This window comes from Streptomyces bauhiniae (genome assembly GCF_004784475.1).
Taxonomy (GTDB): Bacteria; Actinomycetota; Actinomycetes; order Streptomycetales; family Streptomycetaceae; genus Streptomyces; species Streptomyces seoulensis.
The window spans coordinates 1-16567 of sequence record NZ_SRRT01000011.1; the positions used below are offsets into that span (position 1 = coordinate 1).

Below are 16567 nucleotides of genomic sequence, written 5' to 3' on the forward strand. Positions count from 1 at the left end.
CCGGAAGCTAAGCCTCACAGCGCCGATGGTACTGCAGGGGGGACCCTGTGGGAGAGTAGGACGCCGCCGAACTAATTTTAAGGGAAACCCCCGCACCATACGGTGCGGGGGTTTTCTGCGTTCAGGGCAGTTTTCCCTCCGAAGAGGGGGAAGCGTGAATACGCCTCAGAGACGGCCCGCCGCTTTCAGTGCCAGATAGGCGTCGGCCAATGCGGGAGCAAGTTCCTCCGGCGTCGCGTCCACGACCGTCACCCCATGGCGACGAAGCTGCTCGGCCGTGCGCTCCCGTTCATGCTGAGCCTGCGCCGCCGCCGCGGCCTCATACAGCGCGTCGATGTTTCCTCTGCCCTGTGCCATGCGCGCGATATGCGGGTCGGCCACCGAGGCCACTAGGACCGTGTGGCGCTGAGTGAGCTGGGGGAGCACCGGCAGCAGGCCCTCCTCGACGGGGGCCGTGTCGAGCGATGTCAGCAGGACGATCAGCGAGCGGCGCGGTGCCGTACGCAGGGTGGTTGCCGTGAGACCTCGGGCGTCGGTCTCGACCAGTTCCGGCTCCAGCGTGGCCATCGCCGTGACGAGGGACGGCAGGAGCTGGCCGGCGGACTTGCCCTGGACCAGGGCGCGTACCTGTCGGTCGTAAGCGAGCAGGTCCACGCGGTCGCCGGCGCGGGAGGCGAGAGCCGCCAGGAGGAGGGCCGCGTCCATCGAGGCGTCCAGGCGGGGTACGTCGTCGACGCGACCGGCCGAGGTGCGGCCGGTATCGAGGACCAGCAGGATGCGCCGGTCGCGCTCCGGGCGCCAGGTGCGTACGGCGACGGCGGACTGGCGGGCGGTGGCTCGCCAGTCGATGGAGCGGGTGTCGTCGCCGGGGACGTACTCGCGGAGGCTGTCGAATTCGGTGCCTTCACCGCGTGTCAGAACGGTTGTCCTACCGTCTAGTTCACGCAATCGAGCGAGTTTCGACGGGAGATGCTTTCGGCTGGTGAAAGGGGGCAAAACCCGTAGTGACCAGGGCACTCGGTGGGTGCCCTGACGGGAAAACAGCCCGAGGGGCCCGTAGGAGCGGATCGTGACGCGGTCGGCTTGGCGGTCCCCGCGGCGGGTGGGGCTCAACCGGCTTGTCACACGGCGTCGTTCGCCGGCCGGGATGTCCAGACGGTGCCGGGAGCCCTCGACCTCGGTGCCCAATTTCCAACTACTGGGTGGCCACGCGTCCCGCAGCCGTCCCCGCAGCGGGCGGCGGGACGGGTTGGTGACGGTCAGAGTGATGTCGGCGGTTTCGCCGAGACGAGTGGAGGTGTCGCCGGAGCGAGTGAGGACAAGGCGTCGTACGGGCGCCGCGAGCGCGAAGTCACAGGCGCAGGCCAGCGCCAGTGAGCCGTTGACCGCGAGGAGGCCCGTCCAACTGGGCTCCAGCAGGCCGACGGGGAGGGAGCCGAGGGCCGCGACGAGGGCGGCGCGTCCGGTGAGCGGCATCAGCGGGGTACCGGGACCTGGGCGAGGACCGAGTTGATGACCGAGTCGGCGGTCACGCCCTCCATCTCCGCCTCCGGGCGCAGTTGGACCCGATGCCGGAGGGCGGGCAGCGCCAGAGCCTTCACGTCGTCGGGAGTGACGTAGTCACGGCCCGTCAGCCAGGCCCAGGCGCGGGCGGCGGCGAGCAGTGCGGTGGCGCCTCGGGGGGAGACGCCCAGAGTGAGTGAGGGGGACTGGCGGGTGGCGCGGCAGATGTCCACGACGTAGGCCGTGATCTCGGCGGAGACGGTCGTCTCGGCCACGGCGGCGCGGGCGGCCTCGAGGTCGGCCGGGCCGGCGACAGGGCGTACACCCGCTGCTCGCAGGTCGCGGGGGTCGAAGCCCGAGGCGTGGCGGGTCAGGACGTCGATCTCGTCCTCGCGGGAGGGCAGCGGGATCGTCAGCTTCAGCAGGAAGCGGTCCAGTTGGGCCTCGGGGAGGGGATAGGTGCCCTCGTACTCGACCGGGTTCTGGGTGGCCGCGACCAGGAACGGTTCGGGGAGGGGGCGCGGCATGCCGTCGACGGTGACCTGGCGTTCCTCCATGGCTTCGAGGAGGGAGGACTGGGTCTTGGGCGGGGTGCGGTTGATTTCGTCCGCGAGGAGGAGGTTGGTGAAGACGGGGCCGGGCTGGAAGGAGAACTCGGCGGTGCGGGTGTCGTAGACGAGGGAGCCGGTGACATCGCTCGGCATGAGGTCGGGCGTGAACTGGACGCGCTTGGTGTCGAGTTCGAGTGCCGAGGCCAGGGCGCGGACCAGGAGGGTCTTGGCGACGCCGGGGACGCCTTCGAGAAGGACGTGGCCCCGGCACAGCAGGGCGACGACGAGGCCGGTGACGGCGGGGTCCTGGCCGACCACGGCTTTGGCGATCTCGGTGCGCAGGGTCTCCAGTGAGGCACGGGCGGCGGCCGCGTCCTCGGTGTTCCCGGCGCTGTCAGTGGTCGGGGCCATCATGAACGGCGTACCTCTCTTTCGAGGGCGTCGAGTCGGTCGGTGAGTGCGATGAGGGCCGCGTCGTCGCGGGGCGGCGCTCCGAAGAGGAGGGAGTGCAGGGCCTGTTCGCCGCTGTCGGGGAGACGCGCGGACAGGGCGGGGAGCAGGGCTTCGGGGGTGTGCGCCTGGGCGGCGGGGACGCCGACGAGCGGGGCCAGGCGGGTGCGGGCCGTGGAGCGCAGGGCGGCGGAGGCGCGGTCGCGGGCGTCGGCCTTGCGGTAAAGGCGGGCGCGGCCCTCGGTGGTCTCGGAGGCGCGGATGACGACGGGCAGCCTCTCGGGGACGAGGGGGCCGAAGCGGCGGCCGCGCCAGAAGGCGGCGAGTACCGCTGCGACGAACAGTTGCAGGGTGCCCCAGAGCCAGCCCGAGGGGAGCAGGTCGAAGAGGCTTTTGCGGCCGGTGTCGGTGGCGGAGGAGTCGGCGAGCGAGGGGAGGTACCAGACCAGATGAGGCCGGGAGCCGAGGAGTTGCAGGGCGAGCGAGGCGTTGCCCTGCTTGTCGAGACGGTTGTTGAGGAGAATGTCGGGCGCGCCCAGGAGGACGGTGTCGCCGGTGCCCGAGGTCGCCGGGAGGCGGAGGAGGGTGGCGCGGCGTTCGCTGGGGTAGCAGGTGTCGGCGTCGTCGGCGGTGGTGCGGTAGCGGATGCCGCCGGTCTCGGCGCTGCCCGCCCGGCGGGCCTCGGGGAGGGTGCAGTCGGGGTCGAGTGTGGTCTCGAGGGTGGTGACGGGGCTCGCGGTGACGCCGGGGGCGAGGCGGCCGACGGACCAGTCGCCGGGGGCGACGAGCACGGTGCGGCCGCCGGAGGACGCCGTGGCCTTGGCGAGCCGCGACTGCTGGCGGTGGCTCAGCAGGTCGGGTACGGCGACCAGGAGGGTGGTGTCCGGGCCGGCGGCCCTGCGTGCCGCGTCGACGGTGGTGACCACGCGGGTGGTGACCCCTCGGTCGGCGAGGAGTTCGGCGACGGCCCGGCTGCCGCGGGGGTCGGCCGAGCGGGGGTCGAGGTCGCCGTGCTTGGTCTGGGAGCGGATGACGGCGATGGCGACGGCGCCGACCAGCAGCAGGACGACGGCAAGGGCGATGCCCCGGTTGCGGGTCCAGATCTGACGGACGGTGAGGGCGGACGAGGTGGTCATCCGGTCTTCCCGTCGGGAGCGGCGCTGTTCACCAGGGTGGGGCGGGCGCGTTCGAGGCCGCTGTCGAGTTGGGTGACGCGTTGGTACGTCTGCTGGTCGGCGGTGCGGCCGCCGTATGTGACGTCGTCGAAGTGGCGGGCCGCCGCGAGGAGTCCGTCCGCGTGGGCGGGGAGGGTGCGGCCGGCCTCGGCGGCGGCTTCGTCGGCGGTGCGGCCGGGGCGTACGTCGAGCAGGGCGCGTTCCTCCAGAGCGCGGACGATGGCCCGCATGCGTTCCTGGACCGCCTGGTTCCAGTGGCCCTGGGCGGCGTGCGCCTCGGCGGCGGCCCGGTGTTCTGCGGCGGTGCGCGGGCGTTCGTCGAAGAGCGGGGCGGTCGCGACGGGGCTGCGGCGTGGGGTGCCCAGCCGCCACCACAGGGCGGCCAGGACGGCGATGACGCACAGGACCACGACGAGGAGGCCGAGCGAGCCGCCCGGTGTCGCCGAGGCGGCCTTGGCGAGGAGCTTGCCGAGCCACTCCCAGAACGCGTTCAGGGCGCGCTGGAACAGACTGGGGTCGTTCTCGTGGTACATCCGCTTGGCCAGCTCCCGGCGGGCCGCCTCGCGGGCGGGATCGCGCGGGACGGTCACGGGCGGCTCGTCGCCGGAGCCGCGCGACGCGAAGGTGGTGAGGCGGGCGGCGCCGGACATGGCCGACGCCGCCGTGAGAACTCCCCCCGTCATGCTCACCGCATCAGCTCCCCGGCACCGGGCCGGGCGTGGCGCCGGGGGTGTAGCCCTGGACACCGGCGGCGCGGGCCAGTTCGAGGTCGAGGGCCTCGCGGCGGATGCGCTGGTCGATGTAGAGGAGCACGGTGACCCCGGCCTTGACCGGCAGGGTGAGCGTGGCGCCGATGACCGAGCCGATGCCGGTGATGAGCAGGAACGACCAGCCGGCCGGCTGGGCGCCGGTGCCCATCAGGGCGGTCATCTTCTCGCCGTTGACGGCGAACGCGATGACGGTGAAGGGGATCACCGCGATCCAGGAGACCATGTTGGCGATGAGCCCGGCGAGGAACTGCACGCCGAGGACGCGCCACCAGGAGCCCTGGACCAGCTTGGCCGACCGGCTCAGCGACTTCCACACGCCCTGCCGCTCCAGCATCAGCGCGGGCGAGGCGAGGGAGAAGCGGACGGTGAGCCAGATCATGACGACGACGGCCGCCAGGATGCCCAGGACGAGCAGGATGACGGCAGGGGCGTCGAAGCCCGCGACGAGCCCCACGACGAGGCCCGGCAGCGCGCCGACGACCAGGACGCCGCCGGTGATGAGGGCCAGCAGCATGAGGAGGCCGAGCAGCTTGAGGAGCTGGCCTCGGGACTCGCGCCACGCCTCGCCGATGGTGATCGGCTTGCCGAGGACGGCGCGGCTGGTCACGGTCGTCAGCAGCGCGGTGGCCGCGATGGTGCCGACCACGGAGACCACGCCGACGAGCAGCGCACCGGCCGTGATCGAGCCGAGGGAGCGCAGCGCTTCGGTCGGGGTCACATCGGGGTCGCTGAGCGTGCTGGTCGTGTCCTTCAGGAGAACGCCCTGGAGGAGGAGAGCGCAGAGCTCGGTGAGGACCGCCACCGTCAGCGAGATGCCGAGGACGGTGCGCCAGTAGGCGCGCATGGTGGAGATGGCGCCGTCGAGTATCTCGCCGATGCTGAGCGGGCGGAGCGGGATGACACCGGGCTTCGCGGCGGGCGGGGGACCGCCCCAGCCGTTGCCCCAGGCCGGCGGGCCGCCCCACCCGGCGGGCGGCTGGCCGCCCCAGCCCGCGCCCGGTGGTGGCGGCGGGGGTGCCTGGCCCGGTGCGGGCGCGCCGGTGGGCGCCGACCACTGTCCGGGCGGCGGCTGACCCTCGGCCCACTTCGCTTGGGGAGCCTCCGGGTCCTTCGCGTCCGAGATCTTCGCGTCCGGGCTCTGCGGAGCCTCGCCCGGCTGCGCCGCCGGTGCGGCGTGCGCGGGCTGGTCGGTGGGCGTGGGCTCGGCCGCGCCGGCCGCGCCGGTCTGCCGTTCCTCGGACGACGGGTCGGGTCCGGGCGAAGCCCAGCCCGGCGTGTCACTCATCGAAGCTCCTTCACGGTGCCCGTCCGCGGTCGCGGCGGCAGGTTGGCAGCCATCGTGCCATGGCCAGGTCACGGTGTGACCTGCTGCGGTGGGCCCCGTACTCCATCAATTCTCCGCCGGATACGGGGCAGACTCACCGCATGGCTGATCAGCAGGCGCGACCCGGTGAGGACAAGCGGCCGAGCGAGATACCGGTCATCCGATGGGAGGAACCACCCGAAGGACCCGTACTGATCCTTCTCGACCAGACCAGGCTTCCGTCCGAGGAGGTCGAGCTGGTGTGCACGGACGCGTCCGCGCTGGTGGAGGCGATCCGTTCGCTCGCGGTGCGCGGCGCGCCGGTGCTGGGCATCGCGGGCGCGTACGGCGTCGCGCTGGCCGCCGCGCGCGGCTTCGACGTGGATGAGGCCGCCGAGGCGCTGGAGAGTGCCCGGCCGACCGCGGTGAACCTGTCCGTCGGGGTGCGCCGGGCCCTGGCCGCGTACCGGGACGCGCTGGCCGCGACCGGCGATCCGACGGCGGCCGCCACGGCGGCGCTCGCGTCGGCGCAGGCGCTGCACCGGGAGGACGCGGAGGCGAGCGCGCGGATGGCCGCGCACGGTCTGGCGCTGCTGGACGAGCTGATGCCGGGCGGCGGCCACCGGGTGCTGACCCACTGCAACACCGGTGCGCTGGTGTCGGGCGGGGAGGGCACGGCGTTCGCGGTGGCGCTGGCCGCGCACCGGGTGGGGCGGCTGCGGCGGCTCTGGGTGGACGAGACGCGCCCCCTGTTGCAGGGGGCGCGGCTGACGGCGTGGGAGGCGGCGCGCAGCGGGATGGCGTACACGCTGCTCACGGACAGCGCGGCCGGGTCGCTGTTCGCGGCCGGGGAGGTGGACGCGGTGCTGGTCGGCGCGGACCGGATCGCGGCCGACGGCTCGGTGGCGAACAAGGTCGGCAGCTATCCGCTGGCGGTGCTGGCGCGCTACCACCACGTGCCGTTCATCGTGGTGGCGCCGGTGACCACGATCGACCCGGACACCCCGGACGGGGCGTCCATCGAGGTCGAGCAGCGGCCGGGCTTCGAGGTGACCGAGATCCTCACGCCCCAGGCGTCGGCGGTGGGCGGAGGCGGCGGGGTGCCGCTGGCGCCGCTGGGCACGCAGGCGTACAACCCGGCGTTCGACGTGACACCGCCCGAACTGGTGACGGCGATCGTCACCGAGGAGGGCACCGTCTCTCCCGTGACCCCCGAGGCACTGGCGGCGCTGTGCGCGAGGTCCCGGGCCACGCCGACCGCCTGAGCCCCGCACCGGCTGCCGGAGCCGCCCGCCCGATCGGCCCCGGCAGCCGCCCCCTGCGCGACAGGGGCAGACAGTGACCGCCCCGTACGACTATCGTCACAGGCCAGTGACGTGCCTCACCTGCGGCTCTGTCGTCGTTATGAGAATGGGATGATGTCGTTTATGAAGGGACGAGTCCTTGTCGTCGACGACGACACCGCACTGGCCGAGATGCTCGGCATCGTGCTGCGTGGTGAAGGTTTTGAGCCGTCTTTCGTAGCCGACGGGGACAAGGCGCTGGCCGCTTTCCGGGAGTCCAAGCCCGATCTGGTGCTGCTGGACCTGATGCTGCCCGGCAGGGACGGCATCGAGGTGTGCCGCCTGATCCGGGCGGAGTCCGGGGTGCCGATCGTGATGCTCACCGCCAAGAGCGACACCGTCGATGTCGTCGTGGGCCTGGAGTCGGGCGCGGACGACTACATCGTGAAGCCGTTCAAGCCGAAGGAGCTGGTGGCCCGTATCCGGGCGCGGCTGCGGAGGTCGGAGGAGCCGGCGCCGGAGCAGCTCACCATCGGTGACCTGGTGATCGATGTGGCCGGGCACTCCGTGAAGCGGAACGGGCAGTCGATCGCGCTGACCCCGCTGGAGTTCGACCTGCTCGTCGCGCTCGCGCGCAAGCCGTGGCAGGTGTTCACCCGTGAGGTGCTGCTGGAGCAGGTCTGGGGTTACCGGCACGCCGCCGACACCCGCCTGGTCAACGTGCATGTGCAGCGGCTGCGTTCCAAGGTCGAGAAGGACCCGGAGCGGCCGGAGATCGTGGTGACCGTCCGAGGTGTCGGCTACAAGGCCGGACCGAGCTGACATGTCCGGGGACAGCGCCGCTTCGGCTCCCGGCCGGCCCGGCGCCGGTCCGGGACGTGCGTCCGGCCGCGGTGCGGGGAATCCGCACCGAGGCCGCCCCTTCACCGCCGCCCTCTTGAGCGGCGGTGTCCAGGGCAGTCCGGTCGTCCGGCTGTTCATCCGCTGGGTGCGCCGTCCGCTGCTGCCCGTCATGCGGCTGTGGCGGCGCAACATCCAGCTCCGGGTCGTCGCCACCACCCTGCTGATGTCGCTCGGGGTCGTGCTGCTGCTCGGCTTCGTCGTCATCGGCCAGGTGCGCAACGGGCTGCTGGACGCGAAGGTCAAGGCGTCGCAGAGCCAGGCCACCGGCGGCTTCGCCGTGGCCCGGCAGAGCGCGGACGAGACCGCGGCCGCCACCCACGGCAGCACGGGCGGCAACGGCACCGACGGCCAGCAGTCCCAGAACGTCATCCAGTGGATGAGCGACCTCGTGGAGTCGCTGTCCAGCGGCGGTTCGGGCGCCTTCGACGTGGTCACGCTGCCCGTCGGCGACGACAGCGGCGGCGGCCGCAGCCCGCGTGGTTCCGGGTACGTCAGCCCGGCCGAGAGCGTGCCGGCGAGCCTGCGCGACCGGGTCAACAGCAGCTCCAGCACGGCCGCCGCGCAGAGCTACACCCGGATCGTCTACAGCAACCGCAAGGACTCCCAGCCCGCGCTGGTCATCGGCAAGCAGGTCAACGACCCCAACGGGCACCCGTACGAGCTGTACTACCTCTTCCCGCTCACGCAGGAGGAGAAGTCGCTCAGCCTGGTCAAGGGCACGCTGGCGACCGCCGGGCTCTTCGTGGTCGTGCTGCTCGGGGCGATCGCGTGGCTGGTGGTGCGGCAGGTCGTCACGCCGGTGCGGATGGCGGCCGGGATCGCCGAGCGGCTGTCCGCCGGGCGGCTCCAGGAGCGGATGAAGGTCACCGGCGAGGACGACATCGCGCGCCTGGGCGAAGCCTTCAACAAGATGGCGCAGAACCTCCAGCTCAAGATCCAGCAGCTCGAGGACCTCTCGCGGATGCAGCGGCGGTTCGTCTCCGACGTCTCGCACGAGCTGCGTACCCCGCTGACCACCGTCCGTATGGCCGCCGACGTCATCCACGAGGCGCGCGCGGACTTCGACCCGATGACCGCGCGGTCCGCCGAGCTCCTCGCGGACCAGCTCGACCGGTTCGAGTCGCTGCTCGCGGACCTGCTGGAGATCAGCCGGTTCGACGCGGGCGCGGCCGCGCTGGAGGCCGAGCCGATCGACCTCAGGGAGGTCGTACGGCGGGTCGTCGGCGGGGCGGAGCCGCTCGCCGAGCGCAAGGGCAGCCGTATCCGCGTCGTGGGTGATCTGCAGCCGGTCGTCGCCGAGGCGGACGCCCGGCGGGTGGAGCGGGTGCTGCGGAACCTCGTGGTCAACGCCGTCGAGCACGGTGACGGCAAGGACGTGGTGGTCAAGCTGGCCAGCGCGGGCGGCGCCGTCGCCGTCGCGGTGCGGGACTACGGCGTCGGGCTCAAGCCCGGTGAGGCCACCCGCGTCTTCAGCCGTTTCTGGCGGGCCGACCCGGCACGCGCGCGTACCACCGGCGGCACCGGTCTCGGGCTGTCCATCGCGCTGGAGGACGCCCGGCTGCACGGCGGCTGGCTCCAGGCGTGGGGCGAGCCGGGCGGCGGCTCGCAGTTCCGGCTGACCCTGCCGCGTACCGCCGACGAGCCGCTGCGGGGCTCGCCGATACCGCTGGAGCCCAAGGACTCGCGCCGCAACCGGGGCCTGGACGACGGCGGTACTCCGCGTGGGGGAGCGGAGAAGCTGGCGACGGTCCCGGTGCAGCAGAACGGCGGCAACGCGTCCGCGCTCCCGCCGCGCCAGGGCGCCGCGCCGGTGGCCGACCCGACGGCGCTGCCCGGCAACGGCAACGGCAACCGTGTGGTGCCCCGGCCCGCGAACGGCGGACGGCGGCCCGACGACAGGACCGGCACCCAGGTGCCCGACTCCCGCCCGGAACCGGCCGGGCAGGACTCGACCGAGGCAGGGGAGGCGTTCCGTGGTCGCTGACCGCGAGGGGGGCGCCCGGCGTACGCCGGGGCGCGCGGTGACATACGCGGTCTGCGGGGCCGTACTGCTCGGCGGCTGCGCCTCGATGCCCGACAGCGGGGATCTGCGCAACGTGGAGTCCACGCCGCGCCAGGACACGGGGGTACGGGTTTTCGCCGTGCCGCCCGCCGAGGGGGCTTCCCCCAGCGAGATCATGCAGGGCTTCCTGGAGGCGCTGACCAGCGACGATCCGCACTACGACACGGCGCGCAAGTACCTCACCGCCCAGGCGGCGCGCGCCTGGCGGCCGGAGCGGTCGGCCACCGTGCTCGCGGACGGGCCCGGCATCATGGCCGAGACCCCGCCGGCCGGCCGGGAGCCCAACACCGGGCGCACCTACGCCCTGGCCGGCGAGCGGGTGGCCACGGTGGACGATCAGCAGGCGTACGCCCCGGCGCACGGCGACTACCGCGCCAAGGTGCATCTGATCCAGGACCCCAAGAGCGGGCAGTGGCGCATCGACGCCCCGCCCGACGGTGTGGTCATGGGTAAGTCGGATTTCCAGCGCAACTACACGTCCGTCGATAAGTACTACTTCGCCAACCACACCAGGGCAGGGACGACCGGGGACCCCGTGGCGGTGGCCGACCCGGTGTTCATGCGCAGCAAGGTCGACCCGATGACCCAGTTGGTGCGCTCCCTGCTGAGCGGGCCCACCACCTGGCTCGGCCCGGTGGTCAGGTCCAGCTTCCCGACCGGTACGGCGCTGAAGGACGACACCACCGGGCTGGCCCCGGACGACGAGAACCGGCTGACCGTGCCGCTGAACGCCAAGGCGGCCCATGTGGGCCCGGCGCGGTGCACGGAGATGGCGACCCAACTGCTGTTCACCCTGCGGAACCTGGCGCCGACCCTGGAGTCGGTCGACCTGCGGGGGCCCGGCGGGGTCCAGTTGTGCGACCTGACGGAGAGCCGCGCGGACTCCGTCGCCTGGCACGCCTCCGCGCAGAGCCCGGACTACCTCTACTACCTGGACGGCAAGCACCGGCTGACCCGGCTGCCCGCCTCCGGCGCGGGTACCGGCGGCACCCCGGTGCCGGGCGCGTTCGGCGAGGGCACCAAGCAGCTCGGGTCGGTCGCCGTCTCGCGGGACGAGCGCACGGCGGCCGGGGTCAGCGCGGACGGCAGGTCCCTGTACGTGACCCCGCTGGCCGCCACCGCCCCGCTGGAGCCGCCGGTGCTGACCAGCCAGGGGCCCGGTACGGACACCCGGCTCAGCCGGCCCGGCTGGGACGCGCGGGGCGACCTGTGGGTGGCCGACCTGAACCCGGCCCGGCCCCAGCTCTACGTCGTCCCGCAGGGCACCGGCAAGCCGGTCGCGGTGACGCTGCCGGAGCTGCCCGGCCCGATCCGGGACGTACGGGTCGCGGCGGACGGGGCGCGAGTCGCGCTGGTGGTGGCGGCCAAGGGCGACAAGCAGTCGCTGCTCATCGGCCGGATCGAGGGCGGGGACAGCGTGAGCGCCGACGTGCAGAGCGGGGACAGCACCCCGGCCGAGCCTCCGGCCGTCGTCGACCCGCGTCCGGCCGCGCCCGACATGGAGCAGGTCACCGCGCTGTCCTGGGCCGGAGACAGCCGCCTCGTCGTGGTGGGCCGCGAGCAGGGCGGTGTGCACCAGATGCGCTATGTGCAGGTGGACGGCTCCGCGCTGGAGGGTCCGGCGCCGGCCGCGCTGTCGCGGGTGAAGGCGATCGCCGCCGCCGAGGACGACCGGGTACCGCTGGTGGCCTACTCGGAGGACGGGATCGTCCGGCTGCCGTCCGGGGCGCAGTGGCAGAAGGTGGACAAGGACGGGACGGCGCCGGTCTATCCGGGCTAGCAGGCCGCTGAGCTGCGGGTTCCCGGCGCTCCTCACTCGTGCGGGTGAGGGGTGTCGGGCCACGGCCGGGGTTGTCCACAGGGGTGTTTTCCACAAAGGTGGCCGGGTCGGCCGGGCCTCGGCACAGTGGTGAGCATGCGGGGATGGATGCGGGACCTCAGCGACCTGGCGCTGCCGACCGAGTGCGGCGGCTGCGGGTCACCACCGGCTGTGCTGTGCGCACGGTGCCGGGCGCTGTTGGAGCGGGCGGAGCCGCGCCGGGTGCGGCCGGTGCCCGAGCCGCCCGGGCTGCCGGTGGTGCACGCCGCCGCGCCTTACGCACGGGAGGTACGGGCACTCCTCCTCGCGCACAAGGAACGGGGCGCGCTGGCGCTCACCGGGGCGCTGGGCGGAGCCCTGGCGGAAGCCGTGCGTGCCGGGCTGGGGGCGGAACCAGGCCGAAGTACGGCGGAGTCACGCGCGGGGCCGGTGCTCCTCGTGCCCGTGCCGTCCGCCCGCTGGGCCGTGCGGCGGCGGGGGCACGATCCGGTGCGGCGGATGGCGCTGGTGGCGGCCGGGCGGCTGCGGCGGGCCGGTGTCCCGGCGCGGGTGGCCGCCGTGCTGCGGCAACGGAGGCCGGTGGTCGACCAGGCGGGGCTGGACGCCCGGCGGCGCCGGGAGAACCTCGCGGGAGCGCTGGAGGTGCGCGCAGGCGGCGCACAGCTCCTCGCCGGCGGACGGGTCGTGCTCGTCGACGACCTGATCACCACCGGCGCGAGCCTGGCCGAGGCGGCGCGTGCCCTGCGCGCGACGGCCGGAACACGGTGGGAGCGGGACATGCCTGTGTATCGCGGCGCAACTCGGGAAGGTAGGGAGGAACGACAGACCGGGCCGCGAGCGCAGAGAGGAAAGTCGGTGCATGGGGCACCGGAAAAGGAGCCGATGAACATCATCGGAAGTGCCGTCCGGGCAGCGGTGATCGCCGCGCCCCGTGATTCTTTCGAATAAGCGGGGAACCGACCGAGAACGTGCGTCGTTGCAGGTAGCGAGGGGAGTAATTCACCTGATCGGAGGTACGCCTCAGTAGAGGGTGACGACATCCGTCCGGGCGAGATATGTTCGGTTGTGAGGAAAGGCCCAGGCCACACCTCTCATATCCGATTGCCGCGCCGTGGGTTTTCCGCAAACCCACGCGCGACGGGGATGGAGATCTCGCCCATGGGGGAGGAGGAGGTGGAAGTCACCGAGTCCGAGGTTCCGGGGCTCACCGGGACCTGGTGCGAAAGGGAGACGCTCCGCCTAGGGCGTGAGCGATCCGGGAACGGAGTTCTGCGTGGACATCGTCGTCAAGGGCCGCAAGACCGAAGTACCTGAGCGGTTCCGCAAGCACGTGGCCGAGAAGCTGAAGCTGGAGAAGATCCAGAGGCTCGACGGCAAGGTGATCAGCCTCGACGTCGAGGTGTCCAAGGAGCCCAACCCCCGTCAGGCCGACCGCTGTGACCGGGTGGAGATCACGCTCCACTCCCGCGGTCCGGTGATCCGGGCGGAGGCATCGGCCAGCGACCCGTACGCGGCCCTCGACATGGCCGCGGAGAAGCTGGACGCACGGCTGCGCAAGCAGCACGACAAGCGAGTCGTGCGCCGGGGCGCACGACGCACCCCGGCCGCAGAAGTACCCGACGTCGTCCCCGGCGTGGCGACGCTCTACCCCGACGGTGAGCCCGTGCCGACCGCCGAGTCCGACGGGGTGCCCACCAAGAGGATCGGCTCGCTGGAGGTCAAGGGCGACGGCCCGCTGATCGTCCGCGAGAAGACCCACGTCGCCTCCCCGATGAGCCTTGACCAGGCCCTCTACGAGATGGAACTGGTCGGCCACGACTTCTACTTGTTCGTCGACTCCGAGACCAAGGAGCCGAGCGTCGTCTACCGGCGGCACGCCTACGACTACGGCGTCATCCACCTCAACACGGACCCGATGGTGGCGGAGGCGCAGCCGCCCGCGGCGGGTGACACGCTGGGCGGCTGACCTGCCCGGCGGGAGCGGAGACGGTGCCCCTGGGACGCGTGTGCGCCCCCAGGGGCACCGGTGTGCGACCAGTTCGCCCCCTGTGCGTCACCGTTCGGGCGCCGGAGCATGAAATCATGACCGCACCGGCCCAACCGGTGGGCCGCTGCCTTGGGTTGGCGATGGCACGGAACACGGGCCACAGCCTTCAGGGGGAGGAACGATGGCGGACACCTTCGGACCGATGCGCGACGCGGGCGCCGACGACGGCGTCATCGGCGTGGAGCCGGACCTGGACCCCGGACGCGACGAGCCGATCCGGGTGCTGGTGGTCGACGACCACGCGCTGTTCCGCCGCGGTCTGGAGATCGTGCTAGCGGCCGAGGAGGACATCCAGGTCGTCGGCGAGGCCGGGGACGGCGCCGAGGCCGTGGACAAGGCGGCCGATCTGCTGCCCGACATCGTGCTGATGGACGTGCGGATGCCCCGGCGGGGCGGGATCGAGGCGTGCACCTCCATCAAGGAGGTCGCCCCCAGCGCCAAGATCATCATGCTGACGATCAGCGACGAGGAGGCCGACCTCTACGACGCCATCAAGGCGGGCGCGACCGGTTACCTGCTCAAGGAGATCTCCACCGACGAGGTGGCCACCGCCATCCGCGCGGTCGCGGACGGGCAGTCGCAGATCAGCCCCTCCATGGCGTCCAAGCTGCTCACCGAGTTCAAGTCGATGATCCAGCGCACCGACGAGCGGCGCCTCGTGCCCGCGCCCCGGCTGACCGACCGGGAGCTGGAGGTGCTCAAGCTCGTCGCCACCGGGATGAACAACCGGGACATCGCCAAGGAGTTGTTCATCTCCGAGAACACCGTGAAAAACCACGTCCGCAACATCCTGGAGAAGCTGCAGTTGCACTCCCGGATGGAGGCGGTCGTCTACGCGATGCGCGAGAAGATCCTCGAGATCCGCTAGGAGAGCGCGCGGGCCAGCTCCAGCGTGAGCGGGGCGCGGAGTTCGGGGGCGTCGACCCGCTCCACCCGTACGTCCGTGCAGCCCACCCAGGACGCGGCCTCCATCAGGGCCTGGGCCACGCCCGGTACCGCTTTCGGGCCGTCCAGCGTGACCTGGCGGGCCACCAGCGTGCGGCCCTCGCGCGCCGGGTCCACCCGGCCGATCAGCCGCCCGCCGGACAGCACCGGCATCGCGAAGTAGCCGTACACCCGCTTCGGCTTGGGGACGTACGCCTCCAGGCGGTGGGTGAAGCCGAAGATCCGTTCCGTGCGGGCCCGTTCCCAGATCAGGGAGTCGAACGGGGAGAGCAGGGTGGTGCGGTGGCGGCCGCGCGGGGGCGTCGCCAGTGCGGCCGGGTCGGCCCAGGCGGGCCTGGACCAGCCCTCGACCTCGACCGGCACCAGCCCGGATTCGGCGATCACCGCGTCGACCTGCTCGCCCCTGAGGCGGTGGTAGTCCGCGATGTCCGCGCGGGTGCCCACGCCCAGCGCCTCGCCGGCCAGCCGGACCAGGCGGCGCAGGCACTCGGCGTCGTCCAGGTCGTCGTGGAGCAGCTCCTTCGGGATCGCGCGCTCGGCGAGGTCGTACACCCGCTTCCAGCTCCGGCGCTCCACGCAGACCACCTCGCCGTACATCAGCGCGCGCTCCACGGCGACCTTGGTGCCCGACCAGTCCCACCAGTCGCTGGTGCGCTTCGCGCCGCCCAACTCCGTCGCGGTGAGCGGGCCTTCGGTGCGGAGCTGCTTGATGACCTGGTCGTACACACCCTCGGGCAACTGGTGGTTCCAGTGCGGGCGGTCGCGGTAGGCGCGGCGGCGGAACGCGAAGTGCGGCCACTCCTCGACGGGCAGGATGCACGCGGCGTGCGACCAGTACTCGAAGGCGTGGGGCGCGCCGGAGGCCGGGGTGTGCCAGTAGGCCGACTCCACGGACGGGCGGCCGATCGCGCCCAGCCGCGCGTACGGGATCAGCTCGTGGGAGCGGGCCAGCACCGAGATGGTGTCGAGCTGGACCGCGCCGAGCGCCCGGAGCACCCCGCGCGCGCCCGAGCGGCGGTCGGGGGCGCCAAGGAAGCCCTGGGCCCGCAGGGCGAGTCGGCGGGCGTCGTCCGCGGTGAGGGTGACAGCGGGGCGCGGCAGGGTCGTCATGACGGGGACGATAGAGGGTGCCACTGACAGTCCCCGCCGACCTGCGCTTTCGCCTCTGAAGGCCGGGCGGGCCGGGCGGGGGCGGGCAGATACGGCACCGTGGAGCGCAGTCCGAGGTCCGAGGGGAGCAGCGAGCCCACCCAGGAGTCCCGCAGGATGCCCCGGCTGCCCACGCCCGCGCGCAGGACGCCCTCGACGGTGAAGCCGAGCCGTTCGGCCACCGCGCGGGAGGCGCTGTTGCCCACCTCGGCGCGCCACTCCAGCCGGTCCACCGCGAGCGCGGTGAAGGCCCAGCGGGCGACGGCGGAGGCGGCCTCGGTGACGTACCCCCGGCCCCGGTGCTCGCGCGCGGCCCAGTAGCCGAGTTCGCCGTGGCCGGGGCCGCGCATCACGACGCTGAGCATGCCGGTCAGCTCCCCGGCCGGCAGGAAGGCGCCGAAGGTGTACATCGAGTCGTCCGCCCAGCTCTCGGGCACGGTGCCGCCGACGAAAGCCTCGGCGTGTTCCCGCAGGTAGGGCGAGGGGAAGGAGGAGATCCAGCGCTGGATCGCGGGGTCCTGGGCCGCCACGAACACGGCCTCGGTGTCGTCCGGGCGGACGGCGCGCAGCAGCAGGCGTGGGGTGGTCAGTACGACGGGGTCCATCC

14 protein-coding genes and 1 rRNA gene are annotated in these 16567 nt (G+C 72.8%); 8 read left to right on the forward strand and 7 right to left on the reverse strand.

The genetic code is table 11. From position 1 onward, the window contains the following. A 5S ribosomal RNA gene (rrf, locus tag E5083_RS32275) occupies nucleotides 1–72 on the forward strand; the annotation flags it as partial. Between the two features lie 93 nt (nucleotides 73–165). Here the strand turns inward: rrf and E5083_RS29195 are convergent. Genes E5083_RS29195 through E5083_RS29215 form a run of 5 tightly spaced genes read right to left on the reverse strand, consistent with a single transcriptional unit; the run spans nucleotide 166 to nucleotide 5734 of the window. Then, on the reverse strand, nucleotides 166–1476 hold the full coding sequence (locus tag E5083_RS29195; protein ID WP_135788687.1) for a DUF58 domain-containing protein: 1311 nt from the start codon (nucleotides 1474–1476) through the stop codon (nucleotides 166–168). Further along, nucleotides 1476–2465, reverse strand: coding sequence for an AAA family ATPase (locus tag E5083_RS29200; RefSeq protein WP_135788782.1), 990 nt, complete (start codon nucleotides 2463–2465; stop codon nucleotides 1476–1478). The genes E5083_RS29195 and E5083_RS29200 overlap by 1 nt, the downstream gene beginning before the upstream one ends. After that, nucleotides 2465–3640, reverse strand: coding sequence for a DUF4350 domain-containing protein (locus E5083_RS29205; RefSeq protein WP_135788688.1), 1176 nt, complete (start codon nucleotides 3638–3640; stop codon nucleotides 2465–2467). Before E5083_RS29205 ends, E5083_RS29200 begins: the two co-directional genes overlap by 1 nt. After that, nucleotides 3637–4368 carry a DUF4129 domain-containing protein gene (locus tag E5083_RS29210; protein ID WP_425276763.1) on the reverse strand — a complete coding sequence of 244 codons (732 nt, stop codon included), beginning with the start codon at nucleotides 4366–4368 and terminating at the stop codon, nucleotides 3637–3639. The genes E5083_RS29205 and E5083_RS29210 overlap by 4 nt, the downstream gene beginning before the upstream one ends. Before the next feature lie 4 nt (nucleotides 4369–4372). Beyond that, nucleotides 4373–5734 carry a DUF7847 domain-containing protein gene (locus E5083_RS29215; protein ID WP_135788690.1) on the reverse strand — a complete coding sequence of 454 codons (1362 nt, stop codon included), beginning with the start codon at nucleotides 5732–5734 and terminating at the stop codon, nucleotides 4373–4375. A gap of 140 nt (nucleotides 5735–5874) precedes the next feature. Between E5083_RS29215 and mtnA the strand changes: the two genes are divergently transcribed. The 7 genes from mtnA to E5083_RS29250 all read left to right on the forward strand — a co-directional run bounded on the left by mtnA (nucleotide 5875) and on the right by E5083_RS29250 (nucleotide 14734). Continuing rightward, nucleotides 5875–7017: an S-methyl-5-thioribose-1-phosphate isomerase gene (gene mtnA, locus E5083_RS29220; protein WP_135788691.1), complete on the forward strand. Its 1143-nt coding sequence runs from the start codon at nucleotides 5875–5877 to the stop codon at nucleotides 7015–7017. A gap of 150 nt (nucleotides 7018–7167) precedes the next feature. After that, a complete protein-coding gene (mtrA, locus tag E5083_RS29225) occupies nucleotides 7168–7857 on the forward strand; it encodes a two-component system response regulator MtrA (RefSeq protein WP_190045392.1) in 690 nt (229 codons plus the stop codon). 1 nt (nucleotide 7858) lies between these two features. Then, complete coding sequence (gene mtrB / locus E5083_RS29230; protein WP_208754194.1) at nucleotides 7859–9922, forward strand: MtrAB system histidine kinase MtrB; 2064 nt, start codon at nucleotides 7859–7861, stop codon at nucleotides 9920–9922. Then, nucleotides 9912–11780, forward strand: a complete 1869-nt coding sequence (locus E5083_RS29235; protein WP_135788692.1) for an LpqB family beta-propeller domain-containing protein — start codon at nucleotides 9912–9914, stop codon at nucleotides 11778–11780. Before mtrB ends, E5083_RS29235 begins: the two co-directional genes overlap by 11 nt. 135 nt (nucleotides 11781–11915) lie before the next feature. Then, a complete protein-coding gene (locus tag E5083_RS29240; RefSeq protein WP_135788693.1) occupies nucleotides 11916–12767 on the forward strand; it encodes a ComF family protein in 852 nt (283 codons plus the stop codon). A gap of 325 nt (nucleotides 12768–13092) precedes the next feature. Continuing rightward, nucleotides 13093–13785: a ribosome hibernation-promoting factor, HPF/YfiA family gene (gene hpf / locus E5083_RS29245; protein WP_031182675.1), complete on the forward strand. Its 693-nt coding sequence runs from the start codon at nucleotides 13093–13095 to the stop codon at nucleotides 13783–13785. A gap of 202 nt (nucleotides 13786–13987) precedes the next feature. Then, nucleotides 13988–14734 carry a response regulator gene (locus tag E5083_RS29250; RefSeq protein ID WP_135788694.1) on the forward strand — a complete coding sequence of 249 codons (747 nt, stop codon included), beginning with the start codon at nucleotides 13988–13990 and terminating at the stop codon, nucleotides 14732–14734. Here E5083_RS29250 and E5083_RS29255 read toward each other — a convergent pair. Continuing rightward, nucleotides 14731–15921, reverse strand: coding sequence for a winged helix-turn-helix domain-containing protein (locus E5083_RS29255; RefSeq protein ID WP_135788695.1), 1191 nt, complete (start codon nucleotides 15919–15921; stop codon nucleotides 14731–14733). The two genes, E5083_RS29250 and E5083_RS29255, sit on opposite strands and share 4 nt — an antisense overlap. Next, the gene (locus E5083_RS29260; protein ID WP_135788696.1) at nucleotides 15918–16565 is read right to left on the reverse strand and encodes a GNAT family N-acetyltransferase; all 648 of its coding nucleotides are present in this window, start codon (nucleotides 16563–16565) and stop codon (nucleotides 15918–15920) included. The genes E5083_RS29255 and E5083_RS29260 overlap by 4 nt, the downstream gene beginning before the upstream one ends. Nucleotides 16566–16567: the final 2 nt, after the last annotated feature.

Coding starts and splice junctions, on each gene's coding strand:
- E5083_RS29195 (WP_135788687.1), bottom strand. CDS start 1,476: ATGCCGCTCACCGGACGCGCCGCCCTCGTCGCGGCCCTCGGCTCCCTC.
- E5083_RS29200 (WP_135788782.1), bottom strand. CDS start 2,465: ATGGCCCCGACCACTGACAGCGCCGGGAACACCGAGGACGCGGCCGCC.
- E5083_RS29205 (WP_135788688.1), bottom strand. CDS start 3,640: ATGACCACCTCGTCCGCCCTCACCGTCCGTCAGATCTGGACCCGCAAC.
- E5083_RS29215 (WP_135788690.1), bottom strand. CDS start 5,734: ATGAGTGACACGCCGGGCTGGGCTTCGCCCGGACCCGACCCGTCGTCC.
- mtnA (WP_135788691.1), top strand. CDS start 5,875: ATGGCTGATCAGCAGGCGCGACCCGGTGAGGACAAGCGGCCGAGCGAG.
- mtrA (WP_190045392.1), top strand. CDS start 7,168: ATGATGTCGTTTATGAAGGGACGAGTCCTTGTCGTCGACGACGACACC.
- mtrB (WP_208754194.1), top strand. CDS start 7,859: ATGTCCGGGGACAGCGCCGCTTCGGCTCCCGGCCGGCCCGGCGCCGGT.
- E5083_RS29240 (WP_135788693.1), top strand. CDS start 11,916: ATGCGGGGATGGATGCGGGACCTCAGCGACCTGGCGCTGCCGACCGAG.
- E5083_RS29250 (WP_135788694.1), top strand. CDS start 13,988: ATGGCGGACACCTTCGGACCGATGCGCGACGCGGGCGCCGACGACGGC.
- E5083_RS29255 (WP_135788695.1), bottom strand. CDS start 15,921: ATGACGACCCTGCCGCGCCCCGCTGTCACCCTCACCGCGGACGACGCC.
- E5083_RS29260 (WP_135788696.1), bottom strand. CDS start 16,565: ATGGACCCCGTCGTACTGACCACCCCACGCCTGCTGCTGCGCGCCGTC.